Below are 13,350 nucleotides of genomic sequence, written 5' to 3'. Positions count from 1 at the left end.
ACACACTGGCCGCCCCACGGCCCGGTCGTACGAGCCCGAACCGACGAGGAGGCCCCCGGTGGAACGGGAGCCGCATTCCGGCGCGGCGGGCGGACGAGACCTTTGACCCGGTTCAGGACGACCGGGTTGAAGGGGCGCTCTCCGCCTCCTTCCGCCCTGCACACCTCGTACGGAGGCAGACGCATGACCGCTTTTCTCGCGGGCCTCGGATTCAGCGCCGTCGCCATCTTCATCGCCGAAATGGGCGACAAGACCCAACTCGTCGCGATGTCGCTGGCCACCCGCTACCGGGCCCTGACGGTCCTCCTGGGCATCACCGCGGCCACCCTCGTCGTGCACGCCGGAAGCGTGCTCCTCGCCGAGGTCCTGGGCGCCGCCATCCCCACCGACTGGCTCACCCTCGTCGCCGGCGCGGCCTTCCTCTTCTTCGGGCTGTGGACCCTGCGCGGCGACGAGATGACCGAGAACGACGAGAGGCGCGCCGCCTCCAGGCGCATCCGCTCCGCGTTCATGACCGTCTTCGTGGTCTTCCTCGTCGCCGAGCTCGGCGACAAGACCATGCTCGCCACCATCACGGTCGGCACCCAGCACCACTGGCTCCCCGTCTGGATCGGCTCGACCCTCGGCATGGTCGCCGCCGACGCCATCGCCATCGCCCTCGGCGCGGCCCTCGGCAAGAAGCTCCCCGAGCGCGCCATCCGGATCGGCGCCGCCGTCCTGTTCTTCGGGGCGGGAGCGGTCATGCTCGGCCAGGGGGCCTGGATGCTCCTGGCGTAGCGTCCGGCACGGGCTCGGGCTCCGAGGCCAGCCAGGCCTCCACCCCGCCCAGCAGCTCCTTCTTCAGCGCGTCCGGCGCGCCCGACCCGCGGATCGACATCCCCGCCAGCGCCGCCAGCTCGGCGTCCGAGAAGCCGAACACCTCGCGCGCGATCCGGTACTGCTCCACCAGGCGGGGGCCGAACAGCAGCGGGTCGTCGGTCCCCAGGGCGATCGGGACCCCCGCCTCGAAGAGTCTGCGCAGGGGCAGGTGCTCCAGGTCCTCGTACACGCCCAGGCCCACGTTGGAGGTCGGGCAGATCTCCAGGGTGACCTCCTGGGTGGCGATCCGCTCGACCAGGTACGGGTCCTCCACGGCGCGGACGCCGTGTCCGATCCGGTCGGCGCTCAACTCGTCCAGGCACTCGCGCACGCTGCGCGGCCCCTGGAGCTCGCCCCCGTGCGGGGCGGACAGCAGGCCGGCCCGGCGGGCGATCCTGAAGGCGCCCTCGAACTCGCGTGCGCGCCCGCGCCTCTCGTCGTTGTTCAACCCGAACGAGACGACCCCCTTGCCCGCGTACTGCCGGGCCAGCCGCGCCAGGGCCTTGGCGTCGAGGGGGTGCCTGGTCCGGTTGGCGGCCACCATCAGGCCGACGGCCACGCCGGTGTCGCGCTCGGCGGCGCGGGCCGCGTCCAGGATCAGCTCCAGGGTGGCGGTGAGGCCGTCGAAGAGGGACGCGTACCCGCTCGGGTCGACCTGGATCTCCAGCCAGGCGGACCCGGCCTCGCGCTCGTCCTCGGCGGCCTCGCGCAGCAGCCGGTACATGTCCTCCGGCCTGCGCAGCACCGAGCGGGCGATGTCGTACAGGCGCTGGAAGCGGAACCAGCCGCGTTCGTCCGTGGCCCGGAGCCGGGGAGGCCACTCCTCGACCAGGGCCTGGGGAAGGTGCACTCCTCGCTCCCCGGCGAGCTCGACCAGGGTCGAGTGCCGCATCGAGCCGGTGAAGTGCAGGTGCAGGTGGGCCTTGGGCAGCCGGTCCAATCGGCGAGCGGTGGTCGGTGTCTCCATGAACCAAGCCTGCCGTATCACGGGCGCCCCCGGTGCCAGGACGCCGTACTTGCCGCGCCGGGGCGGCGGACGGGCGCCCCGGGCCGCGCTCCGCGCGGGCGGGGGCCGTCCGCTACCGCGCCTCGCCCAGCAGCCTCTGGAGCCGCCCCACGCCCTCCGCCAGGTCCTCGTCGCCGAGCGCGTAGGACAGGCGCAGGTAGCCGGGGGTGCCGAAGGCCTCGCCGGGCACCACGGCGACCTCGGCCTCCTCCAGGACGAGCTCGGCCAGCTCCGCGGAGGTCCGGGGCGTCCTGCCGCGCACCTCCCTGCCGAGCACGCCCTTCACGGACGGGTACGCGTAGAACGCGCCCCGCGGCTCCGGGCAGACCACGCCGTCGATCCCGCCGAGCATCCGGACCATCGTCCTGCGGCGGCGGTCGAAGGCCTCCCGCATCTCCTCCACGGCGGCCAGGCCGCCGGAGACGGCGGCCAGGGCGGCCGCCTGCGAGACGTTGGCGACGTTCGAGGTGGCGTGCGACTGGAGGTTGGAGGCGGCCCTGACCAGGTCCTTCGGGCCGATGATCCACCCCACGCGCCAACCCGTCATCGCGTAGGTCTTCGCGACGCCGTTCACGACGACGGTGCGGTCGGCGATCTCCGGAACCTCCACGGGCAGGGAGGAGAACTCGGCGCCGCCGTACACCAGGTGCTCGTAGATCTCGTCGGTGAGGACCCACAGGCCGTGCTCGTCCGCCCAGCGGCCGATCGCCCGGACCTGCTCGCGCGGGTAGACGGCGCCCGTCGGGTTGGACGGGGACACGAACACCAGGACCTTGGTGCGCTCGGTGCGCGCGGCCTCCAACTGCTCCACGCCCGCCATGTACCCGGTGCTCTCGTCGGTGACGACGAAGACCGGCACGCCGCCCGCGAGCTTGACCGACTCGGGGTAGGTGGTCCAGTACGGGGCGACCAGGAGGACCTCGTCGCCCGGGTCCAGCATGGCGGCGAAGGCCTCGTGGACGGCCTGCTTGCCGCCGTTGGTCACCAGCACCTGCGAGGGCTCCACCGCGTAGCCGGAGTCCCGCCGGGTCTTCTCCGCGACGGCCTCGCGCAGCTCGGGGAGGCCGCCCGCCGGCGTGTAGCGGTGGAAGCGCGGGTCGCGCGCCGCCGCGACGGCCGCCTCGACGACGTGGTCGGGCGTCGGGAAGTCGGGCTCTCCCGCGCCGAAGCCGATGACGGGGCGGCCCTCCGCCCTCATGGCCTTGGCCCTGGCGTCCACGGCGAGGGTGGCGGACTCGGAGACGGCGCTGATGCGTGCGGAGACACGGGGTCGGTCGCTCATGGCGCCCATGGTGCCACGCGGGCCCGTCCCGGACCGGGAGCCCGCGAGGCGCCTCCGGAGGGGGCGCCGGTCCTCCGGCGGTTTGGTCAGATCGGGCGAATGGGCATACACTCGGTCGCGCCGAACGGTCGTGGCCCAGGTGTTACCGGGCCATCAGTGTGCGTAGCGCGCGGCGACCGGCTATGGTGGGAGCGCAGTTTCCGTCAAGGGCAGTGGCTCAATTGGTAGAGCACCGGTCTCCAAAACCGGCGGTTGGGGGTTCGAGTCCCTCCTGCCCTGCAAGTCCGCGCGAGCGGAGTGGCGGCCTCCGGGCCGGCACTCCGCACGGGGCATCGGAACTACGGGGATTTCTGGCAGCCCGCGACCCTAAGGACCCCAGGTGACACAGACTGACGCCGACGCGAAGCCCGACAAGGAGCCGAAGCGTCGTACCGGTCCGGTGACGTTCACCAAGCAGGTCGTCGGTGAGCTGCGCAAGGTTCGCTGGCCCACGCGCCGCGAACTGGTGACCTACACCATCGTCGTCCTCGTCTTCGTGGTGGTCGTCCTCGGCTACGTCTCGCTCCTGGACTGGGGCTTCGGCGAGGCCATCACCTGGCTCTACGGCACCTTCGGCCGCCCGGCGGGCGTCTGACCGAGACTTCTGGGCCGCGCCTCCGGACGACCGGGGCGCGGCCCCACTCGTCCGCGCGTCGGTCCCGCGCCGCCCGGACAGACCGTAAGCTGGCATGACTGGGTTCGACGCAGACCGCTGTTCGGCGTGCGTCGCTCCGCAGAGCGCATCCGACGAGAGAAAGAGCAGCCGTGTCCGAGTCCCCACTGACCTCTGACGACTTCCCCGATGAGGAGCCGGATCAGTCGTCTGCGGAAGAGACCGGCCTGGCGGGCGAGCTGTCCGAGGACGCGGCCGACAAGGCCGACGACGACAGCCCTGCTCTGACCGGCGACGCGGACGAGAACGCCGACGACGAGAACGCCGACGACGAGGGCGAGGAGGAGGCCGAGGAGGCCCCGCGCCTCGACCCCGTCGAGGAGTTCAAGAACGAGCTGGTCCTGCTGCCCGGCGACTGGTACGTCGTGCACACCTACGCGGGCTACGAGAAGCGGGTCAAGGCCAACGTCGAGAGCCGTACCCAGTCCCTCAACATGGAGGACTACATCTTCCAGGTCGAGGTGCCCGAGCACGAGGTCACCGAGGTCAAGAGCGGCAAGCGCCAGCAGGTCACCGAGAAGGTCCTGCCCGGCTACGTGCTCGTCCGCATGGACCTGACCGACGAGTCCTGGTCGGCGATCCGCAACACCCCCGGCGTCACCGGCTTCGTGGGCCTGTCCAACAAGCCCGCCCCGCTGAGCCTGACCGAGGTCGCCAAGCTCCTCGCGCCCGAGCCGGAGCAGGAGCCGGAGCAGGCGCAGAAGGCCCGTGCCGGCGGCGAGGTCCGCTCCGACGTGGCCTACGAGATCGGCGAGTCCGTCACGGTCATGGAGGGCCCGTTCGCCACGCTGCCCGCCACGGTCAGCGAGATCAACCCGGACACCCAGAAGCTCAAGGTGCTGGTGTCGATCTTCGGCCGCGAGACGCCGGTCGAGCTGTCCTTCACCCAGGTCGCCAAGATCTGACCCGGGCCGCCGTCCGGCGGGGCGCCGTGCCCGCGGGACGACCGTCAAGGCACTCGTCACGGCGACATAGACTTGGTGGGTCCACCCTCGCGGTGGACCCACTCTCGTGCCCCGCCCAGGCAGGGCACGTCACGGCCCGCCAGGTCCCGGCGGGCCGTCGCCCCCGCGCCCTCCGGCGCGGGGCCGCGCCTCCTTCGGCAGCGGTGCCGCCGCGATCGCCACGACCGCACGGCGCCGCGGGGAGGCCAGGGACCAGCACACAACGCAGATCAGGCAAAGGACCCGATATGCCTCCGAAGAAGAAACTTGCCGCACTCGTCAAGGTGCAGCTCCCCGCCGGTCAGGCGACCCCGGCGCCGCCCGTTGGTACCGCTCTCGGTCCGCACGGCGTCAACATCATGGACTTCTGCAAGCAGTACAACGCTGCCACGGAGTCCCAGCGCGGCAACGTCATCCCCGTAGAGATCTCCATCTACGAGGACCGTTCCTTCACCTTCGTCACCAAGACGCCTCCGGCGCCGAAGCTGATCCTGAAGGCCGCCGGGCTGGACAAGGCCGCCACCGACCCGGGTCGCACCACGGCCGGCTCCATCACCGCCGAGCAGGTCCGCGAGATCGCGCAGACCAAGCTGCCCGACCTCAACACCGACGACATCGAGGCCGCGACCAAGATCGTCGCCGGCACCGCCCGTTCGATGGGCATCGAGGTCAAGTAGCCCCCCGCACGGTGGCGCCGACCCCAGGCGGGGCGGGGCGACCGGGGACGCTCGACGTTCAAGAACCACCGTGGCAGGGCCAGGCGCTGGCCCGACGACCACACGTTCCCTAGGAGAACAGCGTGAAGCGCAGCAAGACCTACCGCAAAGCCAGCGAACTGGTGGACCGCGACAAGCTCCACGGCCCCGCCGAGGCCGTGAAGCTCGCCAAGGAGACCTCCAGCTCCAAGTTCGACTCGACCGTCGAGGTCGCCCTGCGCCTGGGCGTCGACCCGCGCAAGGCCGACCAGATGGTCCGTGGCACCGTGAACCTGCCGCACGGCACCGGCAAGACCGCTCGGGTCCTGGTCTTCGCGACCGGTGAGCGTGCCGAGCAGGCTCTCGCCGCCGGCGCCGACATCATCGGCGACGACGAGATGATCGAGAAGGTCGCCAAGGGCTACACCGACTTCGACGCCGTCGTCGCCACCCCGGACCTCATGGGCAAGGTCGGCCGCCTGGGCCGCGTGCTCGGCCCGCGCGGCCTGATGCCGAACCCGAAGACGGGCACCGTCACCCCGGACGTGGCCAAGGCCGTGACCGACATCAAGGGCGGCAAGATCGAGTTCCGCGTGGACCGCCACGGGAACCTGCACTTCATCATCGGCAAGGCCTCCTTCGGCGAGCAGCAGCTCCTGGAGAACTACCAGGCCGCGATCGACGAGGTGAACCGCCTCAAGCCGTCCGCCGCCAAGGGCCGCTACATCAAGAAGGCCGTGGTCAGCACGACCATGGGCCCGAGCATCCCGCTCGACGCCTGACGTCCTTCCGCGTAGCCGTCCCGCAGACGGCGACGGCCCCCGCGTCCACCGGACGCGGGGGCCGTTCCTCGTACCGGGCCCCTACAGGTCGGTGATCTCGTCCTCGCCGGGGATCTCGAAGGAGGTCTCGCCCAGCTCGGAGAAGACCATGGACACGTCGGCCTCCTCGTCGGAGAAGTCGAGGCGCATCGGGAAGCCGTCCCGGCCGACCCAGATGGACACGTCGACGGAGCCGCTGACGTCACCGATCAGCTCCAGCACGGCGAGCTTCTGCTCGGCGTCCAGGGCGTCGATCTCCTCGGTGGTCATCGTGCCCTCGACGAGGGTGGTCTCGACACCGCCGACCTCCTCGGTGCCGGCCGCCTCGATCTGGTCGATCTCGGCGAAGGCGCCGACCAGGTCGGGCAGCGAGGCGATGTCGAACATCTCCTGCGGGCCCAGCTCCGCGGTGTCCTGGACGCCGCGGGCCCAGGGGGTGTCGACCTCCTGGAGGCCGTTGTGGTTGGACACCAGGGACTCGCCCTCCGCGGGGACGATGAGGACGGTCGTGCCGAGCTCCTCGGCCGTCAGGCCGGGGTCCTCCCCGCCCAGGGCGGCGAGCTCCAGCAGCATCTCGCCGACGAAGGGCATCACCATGGTGACCTGCGCGGCCTCGGGGTCGTCCATGACCTCGTAGGTCATCGTCATGTCCACGGTGCCGAGCTCGGGGTCGGGCATGGACAGGTCGAGGTCCAGCGTGTAGTTGGTGACCTCCTGCGTGCTCGAGGCGAGCTCGGCGAGCATGTCCAGGACACCGCCGCCCTCTCCGGGCTCCTCGGCCGCCTCGACCTCGACCGCCTCCTCCTCCGGGGCGCCGCCGCCGCAGGCGGTGAGGGCGAGGGCGAGGGTTCCCGCCGTGAGCAGGGAGGGCATACGCGTCTTCACGAAGGTGTTCCGCTTTCTTCGGGTGGGGGACGGGCGCGTCCGGGAGCGGGGGCGCCCGGGAGACATCTTCCCGCACACAACCGACATATCGGTCGATTATTCGCGAGTGCCCCTTCGACGGCCGGTCTCCCCGTACGGTTCCCGCGCGTGCGCGGGGCGCGCGGACGGCCTGGAGCCGGTCCGGCACATGTACCGACGGTCCCCGCGCGTGCGCGGGGTGCGCGCGATCACACCGGCGGTTCCGCCGGAGGGGACGAGCACCCCCGGGCGTCGGTTACGATGGAGGCTGCCGAAGACCGCTGGTCGCCACCCGCAGGGGTGGCCCTAAGGACCCATCCGCGATGGGCGCCCGCGCAGGTGTCACTAGAGCTTTCCCGTTCCGGGCGCGCACTCCGCGCCGAGAGAACGCGGTCGTGCCCCGTGCGCCTGGCGCTCGGGGCTTTTTCTCGTGCTGACGCCGATCGCGCGAGTCCTTGGGAACCGACCGGCGCTCGTACCCGCACCGGCCGGTACCGGTGGTCCACCGGGCCCCGGCCGGAAGGCAGGCGGAGCCGGAGCGGGTCCGTTCCGAGTCCGCCCGGGGCGGTTTCCGGCGCACGAGTCAGGAACTCCGCCCCGCGAGGTGCGGGACACCCCGCCGTCAGGCGCGGGATCGAAGTCAATGTTGGAAGGAGTCCCATGGCGAGGCCGGACAAGGCAGCCGCGGTCGCCGAACTCACGGAGGAATTCCGTGAGTCGAGCGGCGCCGTGCTGACCGAATACCGGGGGCTCACTGTCGCGCAGATCACCGACCTGCGCAACAGCCTCGGCCAGAACGCGCGTTTTCGCATCGTCAAGAACACGCTGACCAAGATCGCGGTCAAGGAGGCCGGCGTCGACCAGGAGATCCAGGATCTTCTGGTGGGCCCGTCCGCCATCGCCTTCGTCCACGGTGACGTGGTCGAGGCCGCCAAGGGTCTGCGCGACTTCTCGAAGGCGAACTCGCCCCTGGTGATCAAGGGCGGCATCATCGACGGCAAGTCGATGAGCGCCGAGGACATCACCAAGCTGGCCGACCTGGAGTCCCGCGAGGTTCTCCTCGCGAAGCTTGCCGGCGCGCTCAAGGCCAAGCAGGGCCAGGCCGCCGCCGTCTTCCAGGCGCTTCCCTCCAAGGCCGTGCGCCTCGCGCAGGCCCTGGCGGACAAGCGTTCCCAGGAAGCTGCCTGAACCTTTTGAACCGCGGCGGGCGCCGAGGGCGCCCCGCCGAAGGCTCGCACGTGATGCCGACAGGCGCGCGTGTCTGTAGAGAAAGAGAAACCGCATCATGGCGAAGCTCAGCAACGACGACCTGCTTGCCGCTTTCGAGGAGATGACCCTTCTCGAGCTGGCCGACTTCGTGAAGCTCTTCGAGGAGAAGTTCGACGTCACCGCTGCCGCCCCGGCCGCCGTCGCCGTCGCCGGCCCCGCGGGTGCCGCTCCGGCCGAGGTCGAGGAGAAGGACGAGTTCGACGTCGTCCTCGAGTCCGCCGGCGACAAGAAGATCCAGGTCATCAAGGAGGTCCGCAGCCTCACGAGCCTGGGTCTCAAGGAGGCCAAGGACCTGGTCGACAACGCTCCGAAGCCGCTGCTCGAGGGCGTCAACAAGGAGGCCGCTGAGAAGGCCAAGGCCGCTCTCGAGGGCGCCGGCGCCACCGTCACCCTCAAGTAGTCCTCCGCGGGCCGCACAGGCCCGCTGGTCTGCTCCACGCGGCCGTCCCTCCTCCGGGAGGGGCGGCCGCGTTCGCGTTCCCGGGCCCGGCCGTGGGGCGCGGGGCCCGGCCCCCTCGGCCCGGGTGCCGCGCCCCGCGCCCCGCAGGTGCCCGCGCTCCCCGGCGGCGCCCCGCCCCTCCCAGTCCCCCCCCGCGCCCGCCGCGACAGGGCCCCTGGTCCCGGACCCGTGCGACGAAGGTCCCCTCTCCCCGGGTGCGCCGTGTTCCGACGCCGTTCGCTCCGCCGGGTGTGCGAAGCTGGGGCGGTTCGGGAGCACCAGGTCAGGGGCCGCGTGTGCGAACTGTCCCCCGGACGCGGTAATCTCCCGTCCCGGGAATCCCGACGAGGCCCCGGGAGAGGGTTTACCCGCCCCCCGCGGGGGAACCTTTTCGGGTGTCCGACGGGCTCACAACCCCCTGGGGCCAGGGCAGGCGCGCCAGCTCCACCGATCCCGGTCGAGGGCGATCCCGAGGGTTGTGAGGGACGGCGGACCGGAGCCGGTCCGTCGGCGGACGGCTCCCCCTCGGGGGAGCGGACGGGCAGACGGCCCGAGGCCGGACACCCCTGTGCCGGAGACGGCGGAGGGGCTGGTCCACGGTCGGAGGTTCTCCGTCGCGGGCCGCGCGGGACGACGGCCGGGCTTGACGGATCGCCCTTCACGGGTGATCCTGCCGGTGTCGTGAGTTGCGCTGTGGACCGTGAGTGGACAGCGGTGTGGTGTTCGGCTACACTGCTCTTTTGCGCTGCCCTTTGGTGATCCCTGTGCCGGTGCACGGCTGCCACCCATCCCATTTCTGGACATACGGTGGCCCGTCACCCGCTCGATGTGACCGTCTCAACCGCGTTGCGGCGGTCCCTCTCGTGACGGATCGTCTGGCGTGCGCGCTTCAACCGCCACAAGCCTTCGGAAGGACCCCTGTTGGCAGCCTCGCGCAACGCCTCCGCTAACGCCCTTGGTCCGCACCGCGTTTCTTTCGCCCGTATCCAGGAACCCCTCGAGGTTCCGAACCTTCTGGCCCTGCAGACCGAGTCGTTCGACTGGCTGCTGGGCAACGACAAGTGGAAGACCCGGGTCGAGACGGCCCGAAACGCCGGCCGCAAGGACGTTCCGGAGCAGTCCGGTCTCGAAGAGATCTTCGAGGAGATCAGCCCGATCGAGGACTTCTCGGGCACCATGTCCCTCTCGTTCCGCGACCACCGGTTCGAGCCGCCCAAGTACTCCGAGGAGGAGTGCAAGGACAAGGACATGACCTACTCCGCCCCGATGTTCGTCACGGCGGAGTTCATCAACAACGACACCGGTGAGATCAAGAGCCAGACGGTGTTCATGGGCGACTTCCCGCTCATGACCGTCAAGGGCACCTTCATCATCAACGGCACCGAGCGCGTCGTCGTGTCCCAGCTGGTCCGCTCCCCGGGCGTCTACTTCGACCGGTCCGTCGACAAGACCACCGACAAGGACCTCTTCGGCTGCAAGGTCATCCCGTCCCGCGGCGCCTGGCTGGAGTTCGAGGTCGACAAGCGCGACTTCGTCGGCGTCCGCATCGACCGCAAGCGCAAGCAGGGCGTCACCGTCCTGCTCAAGGCGCTGGGCTGGACCACCGACCAGATCCTGGAGCGGTTCGGCCAGTACGAGTCCATCCGCAACACGCTGGAGAAGGACCCCACGGCGGGCACCGACGACGCGCTGCTGGACATCTACCGCAAGCTGCGCCCCGGAGAGCCGCCCACGAAGGAGTCGGCCCAGGCGCTGTTGGAGAACCTCTACTTCAACCCCAAGCGCTACGACCTCGCCAAGGTCGGCCGCTACAAGATCAACAAGAAGCTCGGCCTCGACGCCGACTACACGCAGGGCACGCTGACCGAGGACGACATCGTCGCCACGATCGACTACATGGTCCGCCTGCACGCGGGCGAGGTGGAGAAGGAGACCGTCAACGGCCTCCGCCCGATCGAGACCGACGACATCGACCACTTCGGCAACCGCCGCCTGCGCACCGTCGGCGAGCTCATCCAGAACCAGGTCCGCCTGGGCCTGGCCCGCATGGAGCGCGTCGTCCGCGAGCGGATGACCACCCAGGACGTCGAGGCGATCACGCCGCAGACCCTGATCAACATCCGCCCCGTCGTCGCCTCCATCAAGGAGTTCTTCGGCACCTCGCAGCTGTCCCAGTTCATGGACCAGACCAACCCGCTCGCGGGCCTGACCCACAAGCGCCGCCTCTCGGCGCTGGGTCCGGGCGGTCTGTCCCGTGAGCGCGCGGGCTTCGAGGTGCGCGACGTGCACCCCTCCCACTACGGCCGCATGTGCCCGATCGAGACCCCCGAGGGTCCCAACATCGGTCTGATCGGCTCCCTGGCGGGCTACGGGCGGGTCAACTCCTTCGGCTTCGTGGAGACCCCGTACCGCAAGGTCATCGACGGGCGCATCTCCGACCAGGTCGACTACCTGACCGCGGACGAGGAGGACCTGTACGTCATCGCGCAGGCCAACACGCCGCTGAACGCCGACGGCACCTTCGCCGAGGCCGGCGTGCTCGTGCGCCGCAAGGGCGGGGAGTTCGAGCAGGTCAGCACCGACGAGGTCGACTACATGGACGTGTCGCCGCGCCAGATGGTGTCGGTCGCCACCGCCATGATCCCGTTCCTGGAGCACGACGACGCCAACCGCGCGCTCATGGGCTCCAACATGCAGCGCCAGGCCGTGCCGCTGCTGCGCGCCGAGTCGCCGTTCGTCGGCACCGGCATGGAGTACCGCGCCGCGACCGACGCCGGTGAGGTCATCCTCAACGAGAAGGCCGGCGTCGTCGAGGACGTCACCGCCGACTACGCCACGATCATGGCGGACGACGGCACGCGCAAGACGTACCGCATGGGCAAGTTCCAGCGCTCCAACCAGGGCACCTGCTTCAACCAGCGGCCGATCGTCAGCGAGGGCCAGCGGGTCGAGGCCAACCAGGTCCTCGCCGACGGGCCCTCCACCGACCAGGGTGAGATGTCGCTCGGCAAGAACCTGCTCGTGGCCTACATGTCCTGGGAGGGCCACAACTACGAGGACGCGATCATCCTCTCCCAGCGCCTGGTGCAGGACGACGTCCTCTCCTCGATCCACATCGAGGAGCACGAGGTCGACGCCCGCGACACCAAGCTGGGCCCGGAGGAGATCACCCGCGAGATCCCCAACGTCAGCGAGGAGGTCCTGGCCGACCTCGACGACCGGGGCATCATCCGGATCGGCGCCGAGGTCGTGGACGGCGACATCCTCGTCGGCAAGGTCACGCCCAAGGGCGAGACCGAGCTGACCCCGGAGGAGCGCCTGCTGCGCGCCATCTTCGGCGAGAAGGCCCGCGAGGTCCGCGACACCTCCCTGAAGGTGCCGCACGGCGAGACCGGCAAGGTCATCGGCGTGCGCGTGTTCAGCCGCGAGGAGGGCGACGAGCTCGCCCCCGGCGTCAACGAGATGGTCCGCGTCTACGTGGCCCAGAAGCGCAAGATCACCGACGGTGACAAGCTCGCCGGCCGCCACGGCAACAAGGGCGTCATCTCCAAGATCCTGCCGCAGGAGGACATGCCCTTCCTGGAGGACGGCACCCCGGTCGACATCATCCTCAACCCGCTGGGCGTGCCCGGCCGGATGAACGTCGGCCAGGTCCTGGAGGTCCACCTCGGGTGGCTGGCCAAGAACGGCTGGCTGGTCGAGGGGGTGGAGGAGGAGTGGCAGAAGTCGCTCCACGCGATCGGCGCGGCCGAGGTCCCGCCGAACTCGCGCGTGGCCACCCCGGTCTTCGACGGCCTGCACGGTGACGAGCTCAGCGGCCTGATCCAGTCGGTGCGCCCGAACAAGGACGGCAACCGCCTCATCAACAAGGACGGCAAGGCGCGCCTGTTCGACGGCCGCACCGGCGAGCCGTTCGCCGAGCCGATCTCGGTCGGCTACAAGTACATCCTCAAGCTCCACCACCTCGTGGACGACAAGATCCACGCGCGCTCCACCGGCCCGTACTCCATGATCACCCAGCAGCCGCTGGGCGGTAAGGCGCAGTTCGGCGGTCAGCGCTTCGGTGAGATGGAGGTCTGGGCGCTGGAGGCCTACGGCGCCGCCTACGCGCTCCAGGAGCTGCTCACCATCAAGTCCGACGACGTGGTGGGCCGGGTCAAGGTCTACGAGGCCATCGTCAAGGGCGAGAACATCCCCGAGCCGGGTATCCCTGAGTCCTTCAAGGTGCTCATCAAGGAGATGCAGTCGCTCTGTCTGAACGTGGAGGTGCTGTCCAGTGACGGTATGTCCATCGAGATGCGGGACAGTGACGAGGACGTCTTCCGCGCGGCGGAAGAACTGGGAATCGACCTGGGGCGGCGAGAGCCCAGCAGTGTCGAAGAGGTCTAACTTCCGCGGATTTCGAGAGCAGGGGACGAATT

General features: G+C 70.2%; 11 protein-coding genes and 1 tRNA gene. 9 read left to right on the top strand and 3 right to left on the bottom strand.

The features are described 5' to 3' along the window. Nucleotides 1-183 precede the first annotated feature (183 nt). A complete protein-coding gene (locus ACFQBR_RS13200; RefSeq protein ID WP_267946706.1) occupies nucleotides 184-777 on the top strand; it encodes a TMEM165/GDT1 family protein in 594 nt (197 codons plus the stop codon). Here the strand turns inward: ACFQBR_RS13200 and ACFQBR_RS13195 are convergent. Both ACFQBR_RS13195 and ACFQBR_RS13190 read right to left on the bottom strand, forming a co-directional pair. Further along, nucleotides 740-1,825, bottom strand: coding sequence for an adenosine deaminase (locus tag ACFQBR_RS13195; protein ID WP_267946705.1), 1,086 nt, complete (start codon nucleotides 1,823-1,825; stop codon nucleotides 740-742). The genes ACFQBR_RS13200 and ACFQBR_RS13195 overlap by 38 nt on opposite strands. A gap of 112 nt (nucleotides 1,826-1,937) precedes the next feature. Next, the gene (locus tag ACFQBR_RS13190) at nucleotides 1,938-3,146 is read right to left on the bottom strand and encodes a pyridoxal phosphate-dependent aminotransferase (RefSeq protein ID WP_267946704.1); all 1,209 of its coding nucleotides are present in this window, start codon (nucleotides 3,144-3,146) and stop codon (nucleotides 1,938-1,940) included. Between the two features lie 206 nt (nucleotides 3,147-3,352). On the opposite strand from ACFQBR_RS13190, the gene ACFQBR_RS13185 reads away from it, so the two are divergent. From ACFQBR_RS13185 to rplA, 5 genes are all read left to right on the top strand, one after another. After that, a tRNA-Trp gene (locus ACFQBR_RS13185) sits at nucleotides 3,353-3,425 on the top strand. A gap of 100 nt (nucleotides 3,426-3,525) precedes the next feature. Beyond that, nucleotides 3,526-3,780, top strand: a complete 255-nt coding sequence (gene secE, locus ACFQBR_RS13180) for a preprotein translocase subunit SecE (RefSeq protein WP_267946703.1) — start codon at nucleotides 3,526-3,528, stop codon at nucleotides 3,778-3,780. 170 nt (nucleotides 3,781-3,950) lie between these two features. Then, entirely contained in the window at nucleotides 3,951-4,763 is an 813-nt protein-coding gene (gene nusG / locus ACFQBR_RS13175) for a transcription termination/antitermination protein NusG (protein ID WP_344180389.1), read from the top strand. Nucleotides 4,764-5,050: 287 nt separating this feature from the next. Further along, the gene (gene rplK / locus ACFQBR_RS13170) at nucleotides 5,051-5,479 is read left to right on the top strand and encodes a 50S ribosomal protein L11 (RefSeq protein WP_267946701.1); all 429 of its coding nucleotides are present in this window, start codon (nucleotides 5,051-5,053) and stop codon (nucleotides 5,477-5,479) included. Nucleotides 5,480-5,601: 122 nt separating this feature from the next. After that, on the top strand, nucleotides 5,602-6,279 hold the full coding sequence (rplA, locus tag ACFQBR_RS13165; RefSeq protein ID WP_267946700.1) for a 50S ribosomal protein L1: 678 nt from the start codon (nucleotides 5,602-5,604) through the stop codon (nucleotides 6,277-6,279). 81 nt (nucleotides 6,280-6,360) lie between these two features. Here the strand turns inward: rplA and ACFQBR_RS13160 are convergent, their stop codons facing one another. After that, nucleotides 6,361-7,203 carry an SCO4651 family lipoprotein gene (locus ACFQBR_RS13160; RefSeq protein WP_344180386.1) on the bottom strand — a complete coding sequence of 281 codons (843 nt, stop codon included), beginning with the start codon at nucleotides 7,201-7,203 and terminating at the stop codon, nucleotides 6,361-6,363. 678 nt (nucleotides 7,204-7,881) lie between these two features. Between ACFQBR_RS13160 and rplJ the strand changes: the two genes are divergently transcribed. The 3 genes from rplJ to rpoB all read left to right on the top strand — a co-directional run bounded on the left by rplJ (nucleotide 7,882) and on the right by rpoB (nucleotide 13,318). After that, nucleotides 7,882-8,409 carry a 50S ribosomal protein L10 gene (rplJ, locus tag ACFQBR_RS13155; RefSeq protein ID WP_267946699.1) on the top strand — a complete coding sequence of 176 codons (528 nt, stop codon included), beginning with the start codon at nucleotides 7,882-7,884 and terminating at the stop codon, nucleotides 8,407-8,409. 97 nt (nucleotides 8,410-8,506) lie between these two features. Further along, complete coding sequence (gene rplL, locus ACFQBR_RS13150; protein ID WP_267946698.1) at nucleotides 8,507-8,890, top strand: 50S ribosomal protein L7/L12; 384 nt, start codon at nucleotides 8,507-8,509, stop codon at nucleotides 8,888-8,890. Nucleotides 8,891-9,850: 960 nt separating this feature from the next. Beyond that, a complete protein-coding gene (gene rpoB, locus ACFQBR_RS13145; RefSeq protein WP_267946697.1) occupies nucleotides 9,851-13,318 on the top strand; it encodes a DNA-directed RNA polymerase subunit beta in 3,468 nt (1,155 codons plus the stop codon). Nucleotides 13,319-13,350: the final 32 nt, after the last annotated feature.

It is taken from the genome of Nocardiopsis tropica, from assembly GCF_042660575.1.
GTDB classification, from domain to species: domain Bacteria; phylum Actinomycetota; class Actinomycetes; order Streptosporangiales; family Streptosporangiaceae; genus Nocardiopsis; species Nocardiopsis tropica.
Note: the sequence above shows the minus strand (reverse complement) of the source record. Positions and strands in the feature narration are given on the sequence as shown.